The organism is Pseudomonas sp. NPDC089408 (assembly GCF_044749445.1).
In the GTDB taxonomy this organism is placed as follows: Bacteria; Pseudomonadota; Gammaproteobacteria; order Pseudomonadales; family Pseudomonadaceae; genus Aquipseudomonas.
In genome coordinates, this window is record NZ_JBIVHY010000005.1 from 117,772 (window position 1) to 139,807 (window position 22,036).

Genomic DNA, 22,036 nt, shown 5'->3' on the forward strand with positions numbered 1-22,036 from the left:
TGATCACGACCCTGCCATTGGTCAGGCTGTCATCAGACTGTTCCCTTCTCTCTGTACTACTACCCCCAGCACAGCCGGAAATTTCACCGGCAACCGCACCCACGCAGACGAAAAACGCCTCGCGCCCTTTCGGTCTGCAGCAAGTGAAGGCACAATGCGTGTCCTTTTTTTGGCCGGCCTGGCCGGGGGCCTTTAATTGATCAAGACGCCGTATTACCTCATCGATAAAACCAAGCTGCTCAGCAACATGGAGAAGATCGCCTACGTGCGTGAACACTCCGGTGCCAAGGCGCTGCTCGCCCTCAAGTGCTTCGCCACCTGGTCGGTGTTCGACCTGATGCAGCAGTACATGGACGGCACCACTTCGTCCTCACTCTTCGAGCTCAAGCTCGGCCGCCAGAAGTTCGCCGGCGAAACCCATGCCTACAGCGTGGCCTGGGCCGACGACGAGGTCGAGGAAATGCTCGAGAACTGCGACAAGATCATCTTTAACTCGATCGGCCAGCTGCAGCGCTTTGCCGAACAGTCCGAAGGTAAAGTGCGTGGCCTGCGCGTCAACCCGCAGGTCAGCAGCTCTGACTACCTGCTGGCCGACCCGGCCCGCCCGTTCAGCCGCCTGGGCGAATGGGACCCGGCCAAGATCGAGCAAGTGATCGAGCAGATCTCCGGCTTCATGTTCCATAACAACTGCGAGAACGGTGACTTCAGCCTGTTCGACAAGATGCTCACGCACATCGAAGAGCGCTTCGGCCACTTGCTGCACAAGGTCGAGTGGGTCAGCCTGGGTGGCGGCATCCACTTCACCGGAGAAGACTATGCCGTTGACGCCTTCTGTGCGCGCCTCAAGGCGTTCTCGCAAACCTACGGCGTGCAGGTGTACCTGGAGCCCGGCGAAGCTGCCATCACCAACAGCGCCTCGCTGGAAGTGACCGTGCTCGACACCCTGTACAACGGCAAGCACCTGGCCGTGGTCGACAGCTCGATCGAAGCGCACCTGCTCGACCTGCTGATTTACCGCCTCAACGCCAAGATGGCCCCTAACGACGGCGAGCACACCTACATGGTCTGCGGCAAGTCGTGCCTGGCTGGCGACATCTTCGGCGAGTACCAATTCGACCGTCCTTTGGCCATTGGCGATCGCCTGTCGTTCATCGACACGGCCGGTTACACCATGGTCAAGAAAAACTGGTTCAACGGTCTGAAAATGCCGTCCATCGTGGTCAAGCAACTCGACGGCAGCGTCGAAGTGGTCCGCGAGTTCGGTTTTGAAGACTACGTTTCCAGCCTGTCGTAAGACCGGCTTTCCTAGTAAGGAGCAAAGGGTAAATTGAAGAAGAACGTTCTTATCATTGGTGCAGGAGGTGTCGCCAAGGTGGTGGCCCACAAGTGCGCACAGCATAACGACGAACTGGGTCGTATCGCTATCGCGTCACGGAACATCTCCAAATGCCAGGCCATCATCGACAGCGTCAAGGCCAAGGGTAGCCTCAAGGTACCCGCCGACATCCAGGCCTTCTCGCTTAACGCCCTCGATGTCGAGGCAACCAAGGCACTGATCCGCGAGACCGAATCGCAGATCGTGATCAACGTGGGCTCTGCGTTCCTCAACATGTCGGTGCTGCGTGCCTGCATCGATACCGGTGTCGCCTACCTGGACACCGCCATCCACGAAGAGCCGGGCAAAATTTGCGAGACCCCGCCGTGGTACGGCAACTACGAGTGGAAACACCTCGAAGAGTGCCAACAAAAGAACATTACCGCCATTCTCGGCGTCGGTTTCGACCCGGGTGTGGTGAACAGCTACGCAAAACTTGCGCAGCAGCAGTATTTCGACAGCATTGATTCGATCGACATCCTCGACGTCAATGCCGGTTCGCATGGCAAGTACTTTGCCACCAACTTCGACCCGGAAATCAACTTCCGCGAGTTCACCGGGCAAGTCTGGAGCTGGCAGAACAGCCAGTGGACCAGCAACACCATGTTCGAAGTCAAGCGTACCGACGACCTGCCTGTGGTAGGTTCGCAAAACCTGTACCTGACCGGCCACGATGAAGTTCACTCGATTTCGAAGAACCTCAACGTGCCGAACGTGCGTTTCTGGATGAGTTTCGGTGAGCATTACATCAATGTGTTCACCGTGCTTAAAAACCTGGGCCTGCTCAGCGAGCAACCGGTAAAAACTGCCGAAGGCCTGGAAGTGGTACCGCTGAAAGTGGTCAAGGCCGTGCTGCCGGACCCAGCTTCGCTGGCCCCTGGCTACACCGGCAAGACCTGCATCGGTGACCTGGTCAAGGGCACCAAAGATGGCCAGCCGCGCGAAGTGTTCATCTACAACGTGGCCGACCACGAAGAAGCCTACGCCGAGACCGACAGCCAGGGCATTTCCTACACCGCCGGCGTACCGCCAGTGGCTGCAGCATTGCTGGTTGCCCGTGGCGAGTGGGATGCCAAACGCATGGTCAACGTCGAGGAGCTGCCAGCCGAGCCGTTCCTCAAGGCGCTGGACGTGATGGGCCTGCCGACCCGCGTCAAGGATGAAAAAGGTGATCGTCCTTGGGACGCTGAAGCCTAAGCGGTAACACAGAGGGGGCGCCAATTGGGCGCCCCCTCTGCTTTTGCAGCCCTGGCCTATTCGCGGGTGAACCCGCTCCCACAGTCTCGGGTGTTGTGAAGTCCATGTAGGAGCGGGTTCACCCGCGAATAGGCCGGCCCAGGCTAGCCCCATTTCCACATTCAATAACAACCCGCCCAAGTAACAATATCTAAACACCGATGTGACATTTTTTTTCAGCTTTCTTATCAAGGAGCTGTCAAATGAAGGTCACGGTTTTCGGTACCGGCTATGTCGGCCTCACCCAGGCAGTGTGCCTGGCCCAGGTGGGGCATTCGGTGTTGTGCATGGATGTCGATGCCGAGCGGGTCGCCGCCCTCAGCGCCGGGCATTGCCCGATCTTCGAGCCCGGCATGGCTCCGATGCTGGAGCGCAACCTGGCCTGCGGCCGCCTGCGCTTTACCACCGACGCCGGCCAGGCTGCCAACTACGCCAAGCTGCAGTTCATCGCCGTCGGCACCCCGCCACAGGCCGATGGCAGCGCCGACCTGAAACACGTGTTTGCCGTGGTCGACAGCATCCTCGAACATGCTGACGGGCCCAAGGTAATCGTCAACAAGTCCACAGTGCCGGTAGGTACGGTACACCGCATCAAGGCGCGCATCGCCCAGGCCGTGGCCGATAGCAGCCGCTTTCAGGTTATCAGCAACCCGGAGTTCCTCAAGGAAGGCTCCGCCGTGGACGATTGCATGCGCCCGGAGCGCATCATCATCGGTGGCGCCGAGCCGGCCGAAGTGGAGCTGCTGCGTGAACTCTACCTGCCATTCAGCCGCAACCGCGAAAAACTCATGGTCATGGATGCGCGCAGCGCCGAACTGACCAAGTACGCCGCCAACTGCATGCTGGCGACCAAGATTTCCTTCATCAACGAAATCGCCAACCTGGCCGAGCACCTGGGCGCCGACATCGAAATGGTGCGCCGCGGCATCGGTTCGGACTCGCGCATCGGGTACGACTTCATTTACGCCGGCTGCGGTTTTGGTGGTTCGTGCTTCCCCAAGGACCTGCAAGCCCTGCGCCGCAGTGCCGAGGCCGAAGGCTTCGAGGCGCAGCTGCTGCGCGCGGTAGAGGCGGTCAATGAGCGGCAGAAAGGCCGGCTGTTTAGCAAGATTCAGCGCCACTATCCCGGTGGCCTGCGGGGCAAGGTATTTGCCCTGTGGGGCTTGTCGTTCAAACCCAATACCAATGACATTCGCGAGGCTGCCAGCCGAGTACTGCTGGAAGCGCTGTGGGCCGCTGGCGCACGGGTGCAAGCCCATGACCCGCAAGCCATGGAAGAAATCCAGCGCCATTACGGCGCCCGTGCCGACCTGCAATTGGTGCCCTGCAAGGACGATGCACTGGAGGGCGCCGATGCCCTGGTGATCGTTACCGAATGGCAGGACTACCGCGTGCTCAACCTGGACAAGGTGCCACAGCTGCTGGCCGACCGGGTGGTGTTCGACGGGCGTAACCTGTTCGAGCCGGAACACATGGCCGCTGCCGGCCTGACTTACTACGGCATCGGCCGTGGCCAGGTGCAGCCAGCATGCCCGTACTGATCACAGGCGTTGCCGGTTTCATCGGTTTTCACCTCGCACGCCGGCTGTGCGAAGCCGGCATTGAGGTGGTCGGCATCGACAGCCTCAATGCCTACTACAGCGTCGAACTGAAAATGGCACGCCTGCGAGAACTGCGCGGCTTTGCTCATTTCCGGTTTCGCACCCTCGACATCGCCAACCTCGACGACCTGCAACAGCTGTTCGCCGGCCAGGCGTTCAGCGAGGTAATCCATCTGGCAGCCCAGGCCGGGGTGCGCTACTCGCTGGACAACCCGGGCGCCTACGGCCAGGCCAACCTGGTGGGTTTTCTCAACATCCTCGAAGCCTGCCGCCAGCAGCCGCCGCGCCACCTGATCTATGCCTCCAGCAGTTCGGTGTACGGCGCCAATGCCAAGCTGCCGTTCAGCATCGACGACCCGGTCGAACAGCCGGTATCACTGTACGCCGCCAGCAAACGCGCCAATGAACTGATGGCGCACAGCTACGCGCACCTGTACCGGCTGCCCACCACTGGCCTGCGTTTCTTCACCGTCTACGGCCCATGGGGCCGCCCCGACATGGCACTGTTCAAATTTACCCGCGCCATGCTCGAAGGCCGGCCGATCGAGGTCTACAACAACGGCCTGATGGGCCGCGACTTCACCTACATCGACGACATCGTCGAGAGCATCGTGCGCCTGCGCCTGAAGCCGCCCCGGCCCGCCGAGGGGCAAGCGCCCTGCCAGCTGTTCAACATCGGCCGTGGCCAGCCGGTGAGGCTGCTGCATTTTGTCGAGTGCCTGGAGGACACCTTGGGCATCAAGGCCCAGCGCAACTACCTGCCGCTGCAAGCAGGTGACGTGCTGGAAACCTGGGCCGATGTCGGCTCGCTGGCGCGCTGGATCGACTTCACCCCTGGCACATCGCTGGCGCACGGCGTAACGGCTTTCGTTGGCTGGTACCGGGACTTCTACCGGGTTTGAACCGCGCAAACACAACAAGACCACAGGTAACCTAATGACAGACGCACTGGACCTCTCGGTACTGATCCCCGCCAAGAACGAGGCCGACAACCTGCCGTCGCTGTTGATGGAAATACGCGCCGCACTGGCGGCCGAAAACTTTGAAGTGCTCGTGGTCGACGACGGCAGCAGCGACCGTACCCTGAGCGTACTGCAGCAACTGAAAAGCCAAGGCTACACGCAGCTGCGCATCCTGCGCCACGACCGCTCCCTGGGCCAGAGCACCTCGCTGTGGCATGCCGCCCAGGCAGCCCGCGGCCACTGGCTGGCGACCCTGGACGGCGACGGCCAGAACGACCCGGCCGACATCCCCGGCATGCTCGCCCTGGTACGCACCAGCCAGGACCTGACTGGCGGTATCAAGCTGGTGGCCGGGCACCGCGTCGACCGCCGCGACAGCACCAGCAAACGCTGGGCCTCGCGCTTTGCCAACGGCCTGCGCAGCCGCCTGCTCAAGGACGCCACGCCCGACACCGGCTGCGGGCTGAAGCTGATCGAACGCGCTGCCTTCTTGCGCCTGCCCTACTTCGACCACATGCACCGCTACATTCCGGCGCTGATCCTGCGCCACAACGGCCGCATGCTGGTACACCCCGTCAACCACCGGCCACGCCACGCCGGGGTGTCCAAGTATGGCAACCTCGACCGCGCACTGGTCGGCATCCTCGACCTGTTCGGGGTGTGGTGGCTGATCCGTCGCACCCGCCTGCACAGCCAACCGCAGGAGCTTGAGGGATGACCCGCGAAACCCTGTGGCTGATCATCGGCTTTGCCGGCCAGGCGGTGTTCACCGGGCGCTTTGTGCTGCAGTGGCTGTACAGCGAGTTAAAGCGCCGCAGCGTGATACCGGTGGGCTTCTGGTACCTGAGCATGCTCGGCAGCGCGCTGCTGCTGACCTACGCCATCTACCGCCAGGACCCGGTGTTCATCATCGGCCAAAGCTTCGGCTTCCTTGTCTACCTGCGCAACCTGCAGCTGATTGCCCGTCAACAGGAACAGAAGGAATAGCCCTGTGCCCACGTTCAAGACCCTTGGCGCCGAACGCCTGGCCCTGATCGCGCTGGCCCTGGTGCTGGTCGGTGCAGGCATCGGCTGGCGTCAGCCGATGAACGTCGATGAGGAACGCTTTCTCGGCGTGGCCCTGGAAATGCTGCAAAGCGGCCACTGGTTCATCCCGCACCGGGCTGCAGAAATCTACGGCGACAAGCCGCCGCTGTTCATGTGGACGGTGGCACTGTTCAGTTACCTGACCGGCTCACCCAAGGTTGCCCTGTACCTGCCCGGGTTGCTGTCGGCAGCGACCATCACCTGGGTGCTGCACGACCTTGGCCGGCGCCTGTGGAACCGGCGCATCGGCGTGATTGCCGCGCTGCTGTTCCTGGCCACCTACCAGAGCTACAGCATCTTGCGTACCGGGCAGATCGACAGTTTCTTGTGCCTGTGGGTGGCGCTGGGCTTTTACGGCGTGGTCCGTCACTTGCTGCTGGGGCCGGCCTGGGGCTGGTTTTACCTGGCCTGTGCAGCCATGGGCCTAGGCATCATCAGCAAGGGCGTGGGTTTTATCCCGGCATTGATGCTGCTGCCCTACGCCTGGGCGGTGCGCCAGCGCTGGTACGGCGTGGTAGCCATGCCCGGCCACGGTTGGCGCTGGAGCCTGGGGCTGGTGTGTTTGCTGGCCGGTTGCGCGGTGTGGCTGCTGCCATTGCTGGTGTCGATTGCCCATGACGGTGGCGCGGCGGAACTGGCCTACCTGAAGGAAATCCTGCTGCGCCAGACTGCCAGCCGCTATGCCAATGCCTGGGACCATCGCGAGCCGTTCTGGTACTTCTTCGTCCAGGTCATCCCCAAGTACTGGCTACCGCTGATACTGGCCCTGCCCTGGCTGGTGCCGGCCTGGCGCCGGCAGCTGCAAAAACGCGATGGCCGCTTCCTGTTATTGCTTGGCTGGGTGGCACTGGTGCTGCTGTTCTTCAGCCTCAGCAGCGGCAAACGCAAGCTGTACATCTTTCCGGCGCTGCCCGGCCTGGTGCTGGCGATGGCGCCGCTGGTGCCTTGGTTGCTCAAGCGCTGGTGGCAGCGCCGGCCAGGTTGGCGCAAGGCCTTCACCGGCGTGGCCATGGTCTGGTTTGCCCTGTGGTTTGCCCGTGGCTTCGTCGAACCGCTCAAAGAGGGCCGCAACCCGCATGACACATTGATGAGCGACGCCGCGCGGGCTACGGGCGGTGCCGAGCTGGTGCTGGTGAACTGGCGGGAGGGGCATTGGCTGTTTGCCCGGCAACCCATCGTGCACTTCGGTTTCACCGGGCAGTCCAAGGCCGACACGGCAGCCTATTGGTTGCGCCAGCACCCTGCCGCCTTCGCCCTGATACCGGCCACCGAACTGGGCCGCTGCTTCAGCGCCGACAAGGCACGCAAGCTGGGCGAGACTTCGCGGGCCGAATGGTTCGTGGTGGGCGCCGATGCCGACAACGGCCAGTGCCAGGCCACGGCCCCCAGCCATGTCTACCGTTTCAGCTGGGGTGATGTTCCCGGCAACCTGCAGGCCGTTGCGCAGCGCAAGCCCTGAGCCTGTCGGGAAATCAGGGCCACGTAGGAGCGGGTTTACCCGCGAACGCTGGCGAAGCCGGTGACAGGCAGCGAGTCGTCTGTTTCGCGGGTAAACCCGCTCCTACAAGGACCGTGTATAGCCTGGAATTACGGCGCTGGCGGGTTGAGCTGCAATACCTCGTTGGTATACGCCCACTCCTTCTGCACCTCGTCCGGGTGGTCATTCAGGCGCATGCCATACGATGGAATGATCTGCCTGAACTTCGCCTGCCACTCTGGCGAAGCCACCTTGTCCTTGAACACCCTGTTCAGCACATCGAGCATGATCGGCGGCGCGGTCGAGGCGCCCGGCGAAGCACCCAACAAGCCGGCGATACTGCCATCCTTGGACACCACCACTTCGGTACCGAGTTTGAGCACGCCACCCAATGCCTCATCTTTCTTGATGATCTGCACCCGCTGGCCCGCCTGCCACAGCCGCCAGTCCTCCTTCTTCGCCTCGGGGAAGTAGGTGCGCAACGCCTCGAAACGGTCATTGTCGGATTGCAGCACCTGGCCGATCAGGTACTGCACCAGGTCGAACTCGCGCACCCCGACCCGCACCATCGGCCAGGCGTTGTGCACACTGGTGCTGGCCAGCAGATCCAGCAAAGAGCCCTGCTTGAGGAACTTGGTCGAGAAGGTGGCGAACGGGCCGAACAGGATCATGCGTTTGCCATCGAGCACCCGGGTATCCAGGTGCGGCACCGACATAGGCGGTGCGCCAGTGGCGGCGATGCCATAGGCCTTGGCCATGTGGCGCTGGGCGATGGCCGGGTTGTCGGTGACCAGGAACGAACCACCCACCGGGAAGCCGGCATAATCCTTGGCTTCGTCTATCCCAGACTTCTGCAGCAAGGGTAATGCCGCACCGCCAGCGCCGACGAACAGGAACTTGGCGTCGGTGGCCGCCTTGCTGCCGTCCTTCAGGTTCTTGTACTCGACGTGCCAGGAGCCGTCACCGTTACGGGTAATGTCCTGCACCTCGGTTGACAGCTTGAGGTCGAAATTCGGCCGGGTCTGCAGGTACCCTACGTATTGCCGGGTAATCTCGCCAAAGTTGACGTCCGTGCCGATCGGCGTCCAGGTCACGGCCAGTTTCTGATTGGGGTCGCGACCTTCCATCATCAGCGGTACCCACTTGCTGATCTGCGCGTAGTCTTCGGAGTACTGCATGGGCTTGAACAATGGGCTGGCCTGCAGCGCCTCGTAGCGTTTTTTCAGGAAGCGGATGTTGTCATCGCCCCAGACAAAGCTCATGTGCGGGGTGGTGTTGATGAACGAGTGCGGGTTCTTCAGCACACCCTGCTTGACCTGCCAGGCCAGGAACTGGCGGGTTACCTGGAACGACTCGTTGATCTCCACCGCCTTGCTGATGTCGATCTTGCCGTCCTTTTCCGGCGTGTAGTTCAGTTCTGCCAAGGCCGAGTGACCGGTGCCCGCGTTGTTCCAGCCGTTGGAGCTTTCCTCGGCCACCTTGTCCAGTCGTTCGACCATTTCCATCGACCAGCCCGGCTCCAGTTCGTTGAGCCACACCGCCAGGGTGGAACTCATGATGCCGCCGCCCACCAGCAGCACATCGACCTTCCTGGTTTCCGCTGCCTGGGCGTTGAGCGTGCCGATGGCCAACGCCAGCCCGGCCAACGCCAGTTTGGGCTTGATGGTGATCTTCATAACCTCTCCCGCGCCTCGTGCTATCCGTAAGTTAAGCCACAAGCTTAGCTGACGGATTTAGTCAGGTATGACGGGCACATAAACACTTGCATTCAGGCACTTCTCAAAATACTGTATGAATATTCAGTATCGCAGGTCAGCCCCATGCAACTCATCGCCAAACTCGGCATCCTCGCCGACGCCGCCAAGTACGACGCTTCCTGCGCCAGCAGCGGCGCGCCCAAGCGCAATTCGCGTGGCGCCGAGGGCCTGGGTGCCACCAATGGCATGGGGATCTGTCACAGCTATACGCCCGACGGCCGCTGCGTATCGCTGCTGAAAGTGCTGCTGACCAACTTCTGCCTGTACGACTGCCAGTACTGCGTGAACCGCCGCTCCAGCAACGTGCCGCGCGCGCGCTTCAGCCCCGAGGAAGTGGTGCGCCTGACCCTGGACTTCTACCGGCGCAATTGCATCAGCGGCCTGTTCCTCAGCTCTGGCATCATCCGTTCGGCGGACTACACCATGGAGCAGCTTATTCGCGTGGCCCGGCTGTTGCGCGAGGAACACAACTTCCGTGGCTATATCCACCTCAAGACCATCCCCGATGCCGACCCGCTGCTGATCGAAGAGGCCGGGCGCTTGGCCGACCGGCTCAGCGTCAACATCGAACTGCCGACTGACGCCAGCCTCAAGCGCCTGGCACCCGAGAAACAGGCGCACACCATTCGCCAGGCCATGGGCGTGATTCACCAGGGCCAGCAGGCCGTGGCCAACGAGCCCAGGGCGCCGCGGTTTACCCCGGCCGGGCAAAGCACACAGGTCATCGTCGGTGCCGACAGTACAGACGACAGCACGTTGCTGCGCAATGCCGAATCGCTGTATCAAGGCTTTGGCCTCAAGCGCGTGTACTACTCCGCCTTCAGCCCGATCCCCGACAGCCCCGGCAGCGTGCCGCTGGCCGCGCCACCGCTGCTGCGCGAGCACCGCCTGTACCAGGCCGACTTCCTGTTGCGTGGTTATGGCTACAAAGCCGGCGAGCTGCTGGGCCAGAGCGGCAACCTGGCACTGGACATCGACCCCAAGCTGGCCTGGGCGCTGGCCAACCGCGACGTCTTCCCGCTGGACGTGAACCGCGCCGAACCTGCGCTGCTGGCGCGCATCCCCGGCATTGGCCTGCGCAGCGTGCAGCGCCTGGTGGCCCTGCGGCGGGAGCGGCGCATCCGCTATGACGACCTGATCCAGCTGCGCTGCGTGCTGGACAAGGCGCGCCCGTTCATCGTCACCAGCGACTACCGCCCGGCCCAGGCCGAATTGCGCAGTGGCCTGCTGCGGGCGCGTTTGCGTGAACCGCAGGCGCCGGTGCAGATGGGGTTGTGGGGGTGATTGCGCTCGATTGCGACGACCTGTTCACCACCTGGCGCGAACAGGCCCGGGTGTTGTTGGGGCATGGCATCGACCCCTCGCAGGTCACCTGGTCGCAAGGCCCGATGGCAGACCTGCTGGCGGTGCCGACAGCGCTGCCTGATGGCCCCGGCCCTTTCCGGGCCAAGGTCCCGGCAGCCTTGTTGAGCCAGTTGGAACAGGCCTCGTGCTACCGTGGCGAGCAACGCTGGAACCTGCTGTACGAAGTGCTGTGGCGCGTGGCCCACGGCGACCGCACGGCGATGCTGGCGGGGGACCGTCTGGGCAGTGAGTTGCAGCGGCGCATCAAGCAAGTGAGCCGAGAAGCCCATCACCTGCATGCCTTTGTGCGTTTCGTGCCGTTGCCTGAACAACTGGTTGAACATCTGCAGCTTGATCTGGTGGCCTATCACGAACCGGCGCATGACATTCTGCAGAGCGCCAGCCCGCACTTTGCCGATCGCCTGGGGCGGTTGCGCTGGCTGATCGCCACCCCCCAGGATGGCATTCGCTTCGACGGCCAGGTTTTCGATTACCAGCGACAGTGCCCCGAGCCTTGGCGCCAGTGGTCGCGCAACGCCGAAGACCCGGGTGCCGAGCTATGGCGCACCTACTATCGCCACACCTTCAACCCTGCCCGCCTCAACCCCGACGCCCTGCGCCTGCACATGCCCGGGCGGTTCTGGCGCCACTTGCCGGAAGGCATGTTGATCCCCCAGCTTGAAAGCCTGGCACGCCAAGGCAAGCAACGGGATGGCCAAGCCCAGGAAGTGGCCTCGCAGATCGGCAAGCAAATCAGCAAGCCTGCGCGATCGGTGTAGGTGTAGCTTAAGGCATCCGTTCGCTCATCAATCCAGCAACCACCCGGCATCGCCCTCGTCCAGCACGCCACCGTGATCAGTCTGGTCACCCTTGCGCGCCACCGCCGCCCCCTCGATCAGGAAATGCTCAGCGCCACTTTCGATTACAGCACCACAGGTAGTACGGTCACCCACCCTGGCAACCGCTCTGCCATTGAACGTATACGCAGCACTGCCGCTTTCGACCTGGTTGACACCATGCAACGGGCATACATGTCGATGCCCTACCAGTACAACAGGGTTCATTGGGCTTCTCCTTCAGACGGCGCGGTGCGAGATTCTCGATCCATCGCCTCTGGCCAATGAACCTTCGGCGCCAGGCAGTGCATATGGCTGAGGCCATCGTCATCGTTCCAGTCACGGGGCGGGTGTACGAACTTCGGCAGGGCCTCGGGGCCTTGCTGCATGAATAGCCGGGCGATGGCCCAGTATGCCTCGCCGTGGTAGAGGTCGTGGGTGAAGAACACTCGGTCGATGACTTCGTTGGTTTCCGGGTTGCGGACTGACAGCATGACGTTTTCGATCAGGCCGCCGTGGCCGGGGGCGTAGACTCGGTAGACTTCGGCGGTTACGTCGTCCCAGTTGTAGGCGACGGGTTTGACGCCCCAGTGTTTGCGGCTGAACAGGTAGATGTAGTGTAATCTGAATTGATAGAGGTAGATTTTTCGGCGTAGGCGATTGAAGCGGATGGGTTCATCTCTTGGGAGCATCAAGTCCATTTTTACAAAGGATGCAACAGCCCACAAACCAACCAGCGGCATTACAACCGCTACAAGAGCAACATGCCAATCACGCGACCAATTGTCATCCAGCATGCTCCAGTACAATGGAATAAGCACCCAAAGGGCCAACACCAGACCTGGAAGCCCAAGCAATACTGCAAGCCCGCGCAAGCTAACAGTAGACCGCGGAATCTCTAGGCAAACCTCATCCAAATAATTTGGCGATGGATCTATATCCTCAAAACTAAAGCGCGGGATTGTCTCTGAGCTTACATCAGGCAGGTCATAGCTCCAACTTAACGCCCGCCCCCAAAGGGCCTTGGATTTGTTTTTCACTCATTGACCTCCTTGACGCCAATCTCTACATAAGCCTCCGGCATGTTTCTATCTGGCCAATACATCACTACCAGGGTCGCAGCGTTAATGGTATGTTGCCCAATAGTCGCCATGAGGTCTACAGCACCTGTAATTTCCAACCAAATAGTAGATAAATCATCTGTACCTGATGACTTACGCTTTCTATTCACTAAAAAATCACTTTTGTGGTCAGGCACCCTGGGCGGAGAGAAGCCAGAGAAATTGGAGGTCTTGGTGAGAGCCTTGACTGGATAGGCTTGATGCTCATCAACAATCAGGGTCTCTCCGCCCACGAAATCGGGGAAAACACCGTCGCCATTACGATGTACTACCAGGGTCCAACGAAAAGCTGATCGTCCATCAGTATACCCAGGCAAGTAAACTAAGAACTTAAGTTCATGCTCTAACTCCAAGCTGACAAGTCCACCAATCTTGGAAGCAGTCGGTTCGCTTGAGCGCTTGGTCTCAAAATTAATCGCCGCACGTACACCGAGCGTGGCCGCATTAAGCTCTGCAAACGCAATGTCTGCATATTCAGGAACACGCCAAACCACCGCCAGCTTTTCATCAGCCTTACCAAAACAGCATCGACTCGCCCAACGCTCAAGGGCGGTAGACTCGCTTTCTTCGGCCCACTTGCTAAGTGCATATGCACTAAGCGCCAGCAACACAGCCAAACCCAAAGATCCTAAAACGAAAGAGTTAAACACCGCATAGGCGAATAGCCCGGTTGAAACCCCATAAGCGAAGCTCGTAATGGAATATAGCTTTCCCGCTTTAGTATCCCCCTTTGCTGATGCGCGCTTTCCGGCAGAATGCGCTTGCACCGTGTCAAAAACTCCTGCTACCGCACTGATTATGGCGCCGAGCTTTATTAGCGTCACTGCAGTTCCTGATGTGCGCTTAGCCCACGGCTTACCAATTTTTTCTGCACTTGATCTTAACAGAAGCCCAACGAATTCGATCTGCCCTCCTAATAATCCCATTTGAGACCCCTGCAGCGCCAACTTGGCCTCATGCGCTCCCGGTCCAATCTCAGCCTCCGCCTTCTCCAGATTCCGGGCCAAACTGTCTTGCTGCAAATACAACCCACCTATCGCCAGCAGCACCTCCCAACTCCCAGCCACTCCCCGTAAACCCGAGAAGCCGGTCCGCACCAACTTACCTGCCTGCGCCGAAGTGATCCGCATCCCCTCAAGCAACTTGCGCGCATTGCTATCGAGCGTTCCTGCTGCCACCGAAATGTCTACCAAGGCAATCTGCGCCGCACTGCTTGCCTGGGTCACCTTCATGTCGGCCTCCTCAAACAACCGGCCATGCACGTCCTCTGCCTTTCCCTCGACCCACACCGTCACACTGATCATCATGTGGGTGAACCGCGGGTCGAGCACTGCCAGGCTCATCAGGCCGTGCTGGATGATCGGCCGCACCTTCTGCAGCGACTTCATCGAGCCGAACTCGAAGTCATCAATGCTGCGATGCATCCGGTCGCGCGCCTCGGCGATCGTGGCGTTGGCCTTGTGCTGTAATTCGCGCAGGTGGGCGCTCTGCAGGGCGTAGTACTCGCCCAGCTTCATCTTCACTTCCATCTCGATCAGGTGTACGCCGTTGTACAGAAACTGCGTCGCGCTGTTCAGGTGCCGCACAGCATTCTGAATGCCAGGCGCAAGGTTTGGCGTCAGTCGCTGGCTGGCGGCATTGAGCGCGCTCTGCGTCTCGGCAATGGCCTGCTTGAGGGTATTGCGCATACGCAAACCGGCGTCGTCGCTAGCGATGATCTTGCTCAGCACGCTGTAGAGCCTGTCGCTGTCGTTCCAGTTGACGGCTTCGCTGGCGGAGAAACTGGGCAGCAGCGCGGCCAGCAGTGCGCGGTCACGCATCAGCAAGGCGCGGTAGGGAGGACTGTCAGGGGCCTGCAGCCATTTCAACCAGAGTAGTTCGCTGGTTCCGGAAGCGGGGCTGCGTGGTTCCAGGCTGGATACAACCGCGTCCGTGACACCACCGCCCAGGCACAGGGCCATGGTCTTCGCGTAGGCCACACCGGATTCGCGATTGTGACCGTCATAGTCGTATTGCTCGGCCACCTTGAACATCGGGGTGTCGAACAACGCAACGTAGGCTTGCGCATCTTTGTCGATATAGCGTTGAAATTCGATTTCCTGACGGTCGTAATCGGCCTGAAACGCGGCCCGCTGCGGCTCGTGGTAGCGCTCTTCGAGCCTCTCGTCGCTTTCCAGTTGCGCACGCTCGACCAGGCGCTGACGCTCCACTGCCGGGTCCACGAACACCGGTGGCCCGTCTCCCGTCGTTGGCGCCATCGACGGCACCTTCTGCCCCGCCCATTCCCTGTGCGTGGCACGGATGACCTGCAAAATCTGCGAGGTCTGCAGCTGATAGGCCCGCATGGGCTCTTCGCGCCAGACCTGGCGCTTCACTACCCAGTTCAGCCGCTGGTGGTTGTACTCCTGAATCAGGCCCACCGTATCGTCGAGCACCACTGCCAGCACGCCGTTTTCCAGCTTGTGCCGGTTCATCGCATTGATCACATGACCACGCAGGGCGAACCGGCGCAGCCAGCGGCTGTGGAAGCCATGCGCGCTGTCGAAGGGTGAGCAAGCCTGCTGGGTGTATTCGAACACCTGCGTGTCGACCTGCAAGCTGTCGGGCGTCATGGCCATGCCCAGCAGTTCAGGGTTGTTGCGCGCCTGGGTCAGGTCCAGGCCTTCAAAACGGTGCGCTGGCGCCACGCCTTTCTTGTAGGCATTCAGCACACTGGCTGGCCAGGCATCGCTGGAAAAGGCCAACCAGGCGCTGTTGTATTTAGCAGTATCGATGTTGAGGAAGGACGAAGGAATGTCGTGGTTTTCATGCACGCACTTTTCCGGCAACGGCCTGGGCAGGCCGTCGGGTGGCTCGTAAGGGTTGAAGCGACGCAGATGCCCCTGTTCGCTGACTTCGTAGGCATGCCAGACCTGCTGGTCGAGCAGCACATACAGGTAGCCCATGCGCAGGGTGCGCAGGCCGATCCGGGTCGAAATGTGCAGGCTACCTGCGACGGTAGTGATGCACTGCGGCCGGGTATCCGGCACCAGAGCGCGGCGCAGGGGTAAAATCGGCAGCCCCTGGCGTTCGCAAGACATGCACTGGTCGTGCGGGAGCCCGGCTTCAGCGACGGCAAGGGCAATACGTTGGCTGATGGTCACAAGCGGCTCTCCGACTTTGGCAAGGATTCGCTCAGGCGGCGCCAATGCGCCTCGGAGTAACGGGCGAGCAATGGCGCGAGCGCAAGCTGGCCCCTAACGACCGCGTCGATCATGCTGCGCACTTCGGCAAGCGTGTGCATCCGGGGATGGATGCACAGTTGATGCAGGGCGAGAACGGCGATGTCTTCCGTGTCATTCAATCCAAGGCTGCGCGCATCATCGATGTGGTTGGACACACGGACGGCTGCAAACGGCGGAATCTGGCACTGGCGGGCATCGGTCGAGCCTGCCCGCAACACTCTCCAGCTGGCCAGCACGCGCTCAATCACAGGCACATCTTGCTGAATGCGCAGCGCCGCCACCGGTAACGGGTACTGTCGACCACTCTGGCCTTTCAGGTTGGCCAGCCTCCCTCCGCTACTCAAAAACACCCAGTTGCCGATCGGCCACCATGGGCCTTGTTCCACCTGCTTGAACGTCGCCGCAAGCAGCTCCAGCCGTACGGGTTCATAGACCGGATAGAAACTGGATTCCCGTTTCGTATCGGGCACCCGGCACAGCCCCTTGAGGTGCGAAGCAACGGCTGCCGATGGCGCCTCACTGAACAGCCAGCCGCACACGTGGCGCCGGCGCTGATACAGCCCGCGCTGCGCGGCCCGGGCCGCCAGTTCCAGCAATGAACGGCATGGCGAGGTTCCCGGGGAGGACAGACAAACCAGCACGGGGTGCAAGTGGGGTGCATGGAGCAGGTCGGCCCGGGGCACACGCGTCAATGCGTGTTCACCCAAGGCCTCGCGCAGCCGGGCCAGCAAGGCATGGTCACCCTTGCCGGCGCTCGCAAGCGGGTCGATCAGCACATGGCAGTACACGTTTACTGCGTGGTGTTTTTCAATTTGGCTTACCAGGCTTTCAGTGCCCATCAGACGTTGACCTCACACTGGGTACTGGCATTCGCCGTCAGTGCCAGCGACTGGTTGCTGCCTGCCCCTTGCGCAGCTGCCCGGGTCTGCCCCTGCAGGTCAAGTGTCAACCCGTTGATGGTGATGCCCCGCTGATCCAGCACGATGCTGCCACCTGGGGTTTGCAGCTCGATGCGCTCACTAGCCCGTAACTGATAGACCGTCGTGAGTTGCTCCATGCCGTTTCCGACGCTGACCCTTTGCGCACCTTTGACGACCAGCCCGCTGTCGTTGCCGACGAAGACATGCTGATTGCCGGCGGTAGATTCGCTGCGATTGTTGCCGACTTTCTCTGTCAGGTCCTGTCTGATCTCCACCTGGCAGTGTTGCCCGATGAACTGTGTATGGTTGCCGCCTGTTGCCTGGCTGTAGTGGTTACCAACGCTCAGTTGCTCGTCATTGCCAACCTGCTCGACCCGGTTGCGCCCGACCCGCGTGGTCTCATCATGGCCGACCACATTGTTCTGGTCCCGCTGGGCATGAATGAATACTTCCTCCTTGCCAAGCTCGTCCTCGAAACGCAGCTCGTTGAAACCATCCCCCTTGTGGGTCTGACTCTTGATGGTCATGCGTGTCTTGTGCTCCGGCAGGTCATACGGCGGAAGCTGATCGCCGCAGTAGGTGCGCCCGGTAATCATCGGCTGGTCCGGGTCGGCGTTGACATACTGGATGATCACGTCCTGGCCAATCCGTGGAATCGCCATCGTGCCCCAGCTGCCGCCCGCCCAACCTTGGGATACCCGCACCCAGCAGGAGCTGAATTCGTTGTTGTTGCTTTCCCGGTCCCAGGGGAAGCTGACCTTGACCCGGCCCCACTCATCGCAATAGATCTCCTCGCCGGGCGGGCCAACGACAGTCGCCATGTGCGGGCCATCGATACGCGGTTTGGCCAACGGTGCCGGGCGCCATTCACCCCGGCCGGGCACCAGCACGGCTTTCTGCGTGTAACGGGTACCCTGATCGGCACCGGCGGCCTCTTCCAGCAGGCTGGTGAACTGGATGCCTTCGTGGTGCAAGCTGATCGTGCGCCAATGCACGTTGAGGTCTTCACGCGGGTGTTCGATGAGGGTGAAGCTCAGCCCCGGTTGCAGGCGTACATCATCGCCTTCTACCTCGGCAATGCACGCATCGTGGCGCAAGCCCGTGAGGCGGGTGGCGGTGAACGGGACGCCGACCGCATCACGCTTGTAGCGCCCGGGGTAGTCGAAGCGCTCGTAGTGCTGCGACTGGTGAGTGATGTTGCCATCAATCGCGCGGTGTTCCTGGCGGTATTGCGGGTTGGTGAAGGTGTAGTCCCGCTGCACCTGCCTGGCGGTGCGCACCTGCTCGCTGTAACGCAAGCGGCGCAGGCACGGCCTGGCCTGATCGCCACCGCTGTTGGCGCGGTAAAGCACCTGGTCGGGCCCGACGTCGTCCTCGTCGAATAAGCCTTCATCATCGTCGTCGGCCTTGATCGCACCCCGGCTGATCGGCCCCAGCGCCAGCAGGCGGTCGGTAATGATCAGTTGATGGTGTTTGGGCGTGTGTTCGAAGCGGTAGACAAAACCCTCCTCGCCAGCCAGACGGGCGATGAAGTCGAGGTCGGTTTCGCCGGCCTGCACGCAGAATTCGCGCACCTGGTGCTCGCCGAGGCTCTTGATTTCGAATCGGTTTATGCCTTGGCCCTGCAGCATCAGTTCGATGATTTGCGGCACGGTCTTGTGCTGGAAAATGCGCCAGTTGGAACGCAACGCGGCCCGGGCCAACTGCGGTTCGACCAGCGCACGGTAGCGGGTGCGATGATGGCCGGTTTCGCCCTGGCTGAAACTGCTGACCAGGCCGTGTACGTGACGCAGTATTCGCATACCGCGCCAGAGGGTGAAGAGCACCGGCTTGTCGAGCAACTGGCCGAAGTCGACATCGCCTTCGAAACTGACCAACTCCAGCTTCAGCTGGAACGGTGAGCTGATCGCTTCGTCAAGTGTGAACGACACCACTTCGAACTCAAGCTGGCCGACCAGAGGCTCAAAGGTAAAGCGCAAATCGGATTGAGTAGGCATGCGGATTTCCCTGCTACGGCCTTGACATGATGCTGTCGAGCGACTGAAGAACTTCGGCGGTGGTCAGGCTAAGGCGGTAGCTGTAGTAGCAGTAGGCACAGGCCATGGCGATGGCCGAAATCACCAGCGGGCTCCATCCGGGCCAATACCGGCGTGGCCTGCGGTAGGGGCGATCGGCAACATTGATAGCGGGGTCGCACAGCTGTCCCGGCGTGGGGCCGCGCAGCTCGCGAATGGCCTTGTGCATCCGCGTGATCAGGGCGTTGATGATTTCGTCGCCCTTGGGGTCGAGGGCGTACTTGCCCCGCAGCCCCAGGCAAAGGCAGAAGTACAGGAGTTCCAGTACATCCTGGAATTCCTTGGGCGACAGCATTATCCGTTCCAGCAACAGGAAGATCTTTTCGCCACCGTGGGTTTCGTCGTGGAAGATGCTCAGCAATGGTTCCTGGCTCCAGCACGAATTGTTGCCCCAAGGGCGACTCATTACGGCTTCGTCGATGTACAGGCACAGGGCGTAGGAATAGGCTTCCAGATGCATGGGCGGATAACCGTGGTGCTGCATCTCTTCACGGATGGCGTGGATCTGCGTTTGCACGCGCTGGTGCACGAACGCGATGTTGGGCAGCTCGTCCAGGGTGCGCAGGCGGATGACAAGGCCGAACAGTTGCGCGGCCGCGTCGAGCATCAGGTTGTCGTAACCGCCGCGCAGTCGGAATTCGGGATCCGCCAGGTAGCCCGCCTCGTCGGTGTGCACGCCTTGACCGGCCGGATAAGGCGAGTCGCCCTCTGCCTGGACTTCGAGCATGGCGAGCATGCTGTTGTCCGATGCGTCATGGCTATCATTGCCGTCCCCGCTTTTCTTGGGGGAAGTAGAGGGTGGGCGAGGCATGAACGGGATGAACGGGTCCTTGTCTTCCAACTAACTGAAGACACGAACCTACCGGGGAAGCCATTCTGTGGGGAGTCTGGCACTTCCTGATACGCTGTAGGAAAAGTCGACTGATCTACTGTTCTTGAAACAGAAGAAAACCCTCCCACGTGCTGCCAAAAGTTTCTGCATCACGCTGTACTTGTGGGAGCGGGCGTGCCCGCGAACACCGGCGAAGCCGGTGCCATCCACCGCGCAGGATTCTTCGCGGGCGCGCCCGCTCCTACAGGGACTGCTCTCGCTTTCAGGTCTTGAATAACCTGTAGAAGGTCAACTGAACAACCTGCCTAGGCAACCAAGTTTCTTCTTGTACGAGCGCCGCGCTTCCAGCGCCTGCTCCATGCTCACTTTCAGGAACCGCGCCGGCTGGTTCGGTTGCATCTGCCCGACCAGGTCGAGGTCGGCGCTGATCACCGTGCCAATCATGGCGTAACCACCCCCCGACACGGCATCGCGGTGGAGGATGATCGGCTCCAGCCCCGCCGGCACCTGGATCGAACCGATCGGGTAGCAGCTGTCGACGATGTTCGAGGGGTCCGAGCCGGCACCGAATGGCTGTTCCCGCGGCTGGAAGCCCAAGGCGCTGCCGCCCTTGTAGCGGTAGCCAATCCGGTCCGCTTCAGAGCCAACAGTCCAGGCCTCGGTGAAAAAGCGCTGCGCCGCCGCTTCGCTCAAGCGGTGAAAATACAACCCCGGCACCACCCGCAGCACGACTTCGCCGCCCAGGGCCTGGCGCAAGGCCATCGGTAGACTGGCGCCAGCGCGGCTTTTGCCGCTGGGTACACCTACCGGTAACAGGTCGCCTGCCATCAACTTGCGGCCCTGAAAGCCACCCAAGGCCCCCAGCGCGTAAGTCGAACGGCTGCCCAGCACCTCAGGCACATCAATGCCGCCAGCCACGGCCAGATAGGCCCGGGCGCCTGCCGTGGGGAAGCCAAAGCGCAGCACTTGCCCGGCACGCACGGCAAACGCCGTGTCCGGGCGCTGTTCGCGGCCATCGAGCAGTGCCGGCATCTGCGCACCGCACACGGCCACCAGCGTATCCTGCTGGAACTCCAGCTCCGGCCCTACCAATGCGCATTCCAGCCCGGCAGCACCCGCCGGGTTGCCCACCAGGTGGTTGGCCGCGCTCAAGGCATACTGGTCGAGTGCGCCAGACGGCGGAATGCCCAAGTGGTAATAGCCTTCACGGCCAAGGTCCTGCACAGAAGTCGCCAGGCCCGGTTTAAGTACCTTGATCATGCCAGCACCTCCTGCAGCGATTTCGGGTAGCCGACCGGGTCGGCGAGGAAGGCGTCCAGGGAAAACTCCACCGGGCGAATACGCAGGTCGAAACGGCCTTCTTCCACCTCTGCCACCGCCTGGTCATAGGCGCGGCGATCAATGGGCTTGAACTGCACGATGTCGCCGGGGCGGAAGAACACCATGTGCTCCTTGAGGTAATTCAAGGTCTGCTGCGGGTCGTAGATCGGCGCCGGGGTAACGCCGAACATCTGGTAGCCGCCTGCCCCGCGCACCGAGTAGATGCAACCGAAGCAACCACCATGGCCGAGGGTGAGCTTGGGCGTGTCGGTGCGCGGGCGCAGGTACTTGGGCACCTGCAACTGCCGCTCGCGCTCGACCATCTGGAACATGAACGGCAGGCCGGCGACGAAGCCGACCATCGACACGAACCACGGCGCGCCGCTGTGCGCGGCAATGAACGCCTCGACATCGGCCAGGCCATTGATGCGTGCGGCGTACTCCAGGTCGGTGCTGGTCGGGTCCTGGTGGCGATCGCGAAAGCGCATCAGCGTTTCGTGGGTCCAAGGGTCGTTGTACAGCACCGGGATCTCGATGATCCTCGTGTGCAACGAACGCTCGGCCACCGCCTGCGCTTCGGCGCCGCGCACGGCGTTTAGCAGGGCTTCGGGGGCAATGCGGTCAGGGTCGAAGCGGATCTGGAACGAGGCGTTGGCCAGGCATACATCGAGCACGCCGTCCAGGGCCAACCGCTCCACCGCGCGGGTGACGGCCATGCCCTTGAAGAACGCTTCCAGTGACATGCTCTCGCTGACTTCGGCAAACAGGTGTTCGTCTGCGCCGAAGCTGTAGCGGATGGGGGTTGTAGCAAGCGATTCGGCCATGACTATTCCTTTTCTTGGAATCTTTATAGAAAGACAGGCAAAAACA

At 61.4% G+C, this 22,036-nt stretch carries 18 protein-coding genes; 9 read left to right on the forward strand and 9 right to left on the reverse strand.

Annotated elements, in window-relative coordinates:
• The first annotated feature begins 196 nt into the window (after positions 1-196).
• The 7 genes from ACIP02_RS10495 (at position 197) to ACIP02_RS10525 (ending at position 7,719) form a co-directional block, all read left to right on the forward strand.
• Positions 197-1,294, forward strand: coding sequence for a carboxynorspermidine decarboxylase (locus ACIP02_RS10495; RefSeq protein WP_400615962.1), 1,098 nt, complete (start codon positions 197-199; stop codon positions 1,292-1,294).
• 33 nt (positions 1,295-1,327) lie between these two features.
• Positions 1,328-2,572 carry a saccharopine dehydrogenase family protein gene (locus ACIP02_RS10500; RefSeq protein WP_016394970.1) on the forward strand — a complete coding sequence of 415 codons (1,245 nt, stop codon included), beginning with the start codon at positions 1,328-1,330 and terminating at the stop codon, positions 2,570-2,572.
• A 242-nt stretch (positions 2,573-2,814) separates the two neighbouring features.
• The gene (locus tag ACIP02_RS10505; RefSeq protein WP_400615964.1) at positions 2,815-4,152 is read left to right on the forward strand and encodes a UDP-glucose dehydrogenase family protein; all 1,338 of its coding nucleotides are present in this window, start codon (positions 2,815-2,817) and stop codon (positions 4,150-4,152) included.
• Positions 4,140-5,114: an NAD-dependent epimerase/dehydratase family protein gene (locus ACIP02_RS10510; protein WP_400615966.1), complete on the forward strand. Its 975-nt coding sequence runs from the start codon at positions 4,140-4,142 to the stop codon at positions 5,112-5,114. Before ACIP02_RS10505 ends, ACIP02_RS10510 begins: the two co-directional genes overlap by 13 nt.
• A gap of 34 nt (positions 5,115-5,148) precedes the next feature.
• A complete protein-coding gene (locus tag ACIP02_RS10515; protein WP_400615969.1) occupies positions 5,149-5,892 on the forward strand; it encodes a glycosyltransferase family 2 protein in 744 nt (247 codons plus the stop codon).
• Positions 5,889-6,161, forward strand: a complete 273-nt coding sequence (locus ACIP02_RS10520) for a lipid-A-disaccharide synthase N-terminal domain-containing protein (RefSeq protein WP_400615971.1) — start codon at positions 5,889-5,891, stop codon at positions 6,159-6,161. The genes ACIP02_RS10515 and ACIP02_RS10520 overlap by 4 nt, the downstream gene beginning before the upstream one ends.
• Before the next feature lie 4 nt (positions 6,162-6,165).
• Complete coding sequence (locus tag ACIP02_RS10525; protein ID WP_400615973.1) at positions 6,166-7,719, forward strand: ArnT family glycosyltransferase; 1,554 nt, start codon at positions 6,166-6,168, stop codon at positions 7,717-7,719.
• A gap of 128 nt (positions 7,720-7,847) precedes the next feature.
• Here ACIP02_RS10525 and mqo read toward each other — a convergent pair whose 3' ends face one another.
• Entirely contained in the window at positions 7,848-9,413 is a 1,566-nt protein-coding gene (mqo, locus tag ACIP02_RS10530; RefSeq protein ID WP_400615976.1) for a malate dehydrogenase (quinone), read from the reverse strand.
• Positions 9,414-9,557: 144 nt separating this feature from the next.
• On the opposite strand from mqo, the gene ACIP02_RS10535 reads away from it, so the two are divergent.
• Positions 9,558-10,778, forward strand: a complete 1,221-nt coding sequence (locus ACIP02_RS10535; protein ID WP_201201468.1) for a putative DNA modification/repair radical SAM protein — start codon at positions 9,558-9,560, stop codon at positions 10,776-10,778.
• Positions 10,769-11,617, forward strand: coding sequence for a TIGR03915 family putative DNA repair protein (locus tag ACIP02_RS10540; RefSeq protein ID WP_400615978.1), 849 nt, complete (start codon positions 10,769-10,771; stop codon positions 11,615-11,617). The genes ACIP02_RS10535 and ACIP02_RS10540 overlap by 10 nt, the downstream gene beginning before the upstream one ends.
• Before the next feature lie 27 nt (positions 11,618-11,644).
• On the opposite strand, the gene ACIP02_RS10545 is transcribed toward ACIP02_RS10540, so the two are convergent.
• The 8 genes from ACIP02_RS10545 to ACIP02_RS10580 form a co-directional block, all read right to left on the reverse strand.
• Positions 11,645-11,902 carry a PAAR domain-containing protein gene (locus ACIP02_RS10545; protein ID WP_400615980.1) on the reverse strand — a complete coding sequence of 86 codons (258 nt, stop codon included), beginning with the start codon at positions 11,900-11,902 and terminating at the stop codon, positions 11,645-11,647.
• Positions 11,899-12,714 (reverse strand): DUF6708 domain-containing protein, encoded by an 816-nt coding sequence (locus ACIP02_RS10550; RefSeq protein WP_400615982.1) that lies wholly within the window; start codon positions 12,712-12,714, stop codon positions 11,899-11,901. The genes ACIP02_RS10545 and ACIP02_RS10550 overlap by 4 nt, the downstream gene beginning before the upstream one ends.
• Complete coding sequence (locus ACIP02_RS10555) at positions 12,711-15,938, reverse strand: T6SS effector BTH_I2691 family protein (protein ID WP_400615984.1); 3,228 nt, start codon at positions 15,936-15,938, stop codon at positions 12,711-12,713. The genes ACIP02_RS10550 and ACIP02_RS10555 overlap by 4 nt, the downstream gene beginning before the upstream one ends.
• The gene (locus tag ACIP02_RS10560; protein ID WP_400615987.1) at positions 15,935-16,858 is read right to left on the reverse strand and encodes a hypothetical protein; all 924 of its coding nucleotides are present in this window, start codon (positions 16,856-16,858) and stop codon (positions 15,935-15,937) included. Before ACIP02_RS10560 ends, ACIP02_RS10555 begins: the two co-directional genes overlap by 4 nt.
• Positions 16,858-18,936, reverse strand: a complete 2,079-nt coding sequence (locus tag ACIP02_RS10565; RefSeq protein ID WP_400615989.1) for a type VI secretion system Vgr family protein — start codon at positions 18,934-18,936, stop codon at positions 16,858-16,860. Before ACIP02_RS10565 ends, ACIP02_RS10560 begins: the two co-directional genes overlap by 1 nt.
• Positions 18,937-18,949: 13 nt before the next feature.
• Positions 18,950-19,825, reverse strand: coding sequence for a type IVB secretion system protein IcmH/DotU (gene icmH, locus ACIP02_RS10570; protein WP_400615991.1), 876 nt, complete (start codon positions 19,823-19,825; stop codon positions 18,950-18,952).
• Between the two features lie 309 nt (positions 19,826-20,134).
• On the reverse strand, positions 20,135-21,106 hold the full coding sequence (locus ACIP02_RS10575) for a biotin-dependent carboxyltransferase family protein (protein ID WP_400615994.1): 972 nt from the start codon (positions 21,104-21,106) through the stop codon (positions 20,135-20,137).
• Positions 21,103-21,990 (reverse strand): allophanate hydrolase subunit 1, encoded by an 888-nt coding sequence (locus ACIP02_RS10580; RefSeq protein WP_400615996.1) that lies wholly within the window; start codon positions 21,988-21,990, stop codon positions 21,103-21,105. Before ACIP02_RS10580 ends, ACIP02_RS10575 begins: the two co-directional genes overlap by 4 nt.
• Between the last annotated feature and the right edge of the window lie 46 nt (positions 21,991-22,036).

Bases quoted from the DNA above. Each gene is read 5' to 3' on its own strand.
- icmH (WP_400615991.1), bottom strand. From the start codon at position 19,825: ATGCCTCGCCCACCCTCTACTTCCCCCAAGAAAAGCGGGGACGGCAAT.
- ACIP02_RS10510 (WP_400615966.1), top strand. From the start codon at position 4,140: ATGCCCGTACTGATCACAGGCGTTGCCGGTTTCATCGGTTTTCACCTC.
- ACIP02_RS10565 (WP_400615989.1), bottom strand. From the start codon at position 18,936: ATGCCTACTCAATCCGATTTGCGCTTTACCTTTGAGCCTCTGGTCGGC.
- ACIP02_RS10505 (WP_400615964.1), top strand. From the start codon at position 2,815: ATGAAGGTCACGGTTTTCGGTACCGGCTATGTCGGCCTCACCCAGGCA.
- ACIP02_RS10515 (WP_400615969.1), top strand. From the start codon at position 5,149: ATGACAGACGCACTGGACCTCTCGGTACTGATCCCCGCCAAGAACGAG.
- ACIP02_RS10545 (WP_400615980.1), bottom strand. From the start codon at position 11,902: ATGAACCCTGTTGTACTGGTAGGGCATCGACATGTATGCCCGTTGCAT.
- ACIP02_RS10520 (WP_400615971.1), top strand. From the start codon at position 5,889: ATGACCCGCGAAACCCTGTGGCTGATCATCGGCTTTGCCGGCCAGGCG.
- ACIP02_RS10535 (WP_201201468.1), top strand. From the start codon at position 9,558: ATGCAACTCATCGCCAAACTCGGCATCCTCGCCGACGCCGCCAAGTAC.
- ACIP02_RS10575 (WP_400615994.1), bottom strand. From the start codon at position 21,106: ATGATCAAGGTACTTAAACCGGGCCTGGCGACTTCTGTGCAGGACCTT.
- ACIP02_RS10580 (WP_400615996.1), bottom strand. From the start codon at position 21,990: ATGGCCGAATCGCTTGCTACAACCCCCATCCGCTACAGCTTCGGCGCA.
- ACIP02_RS10560 (WP_400615987.1), bottom strand. From the start codon at position 16,858: ATGGGCACTGAAAGCCTGGTAAGCCAAATTGAAAAACACCACGCAGTA.
- mqo (WP_400615976.1), bottom strand. From the start codon at position 9,413: ATGAAGATCACCATCAAGCCCAAACTGGCGTTGGCCGGGCTGGCGTTG.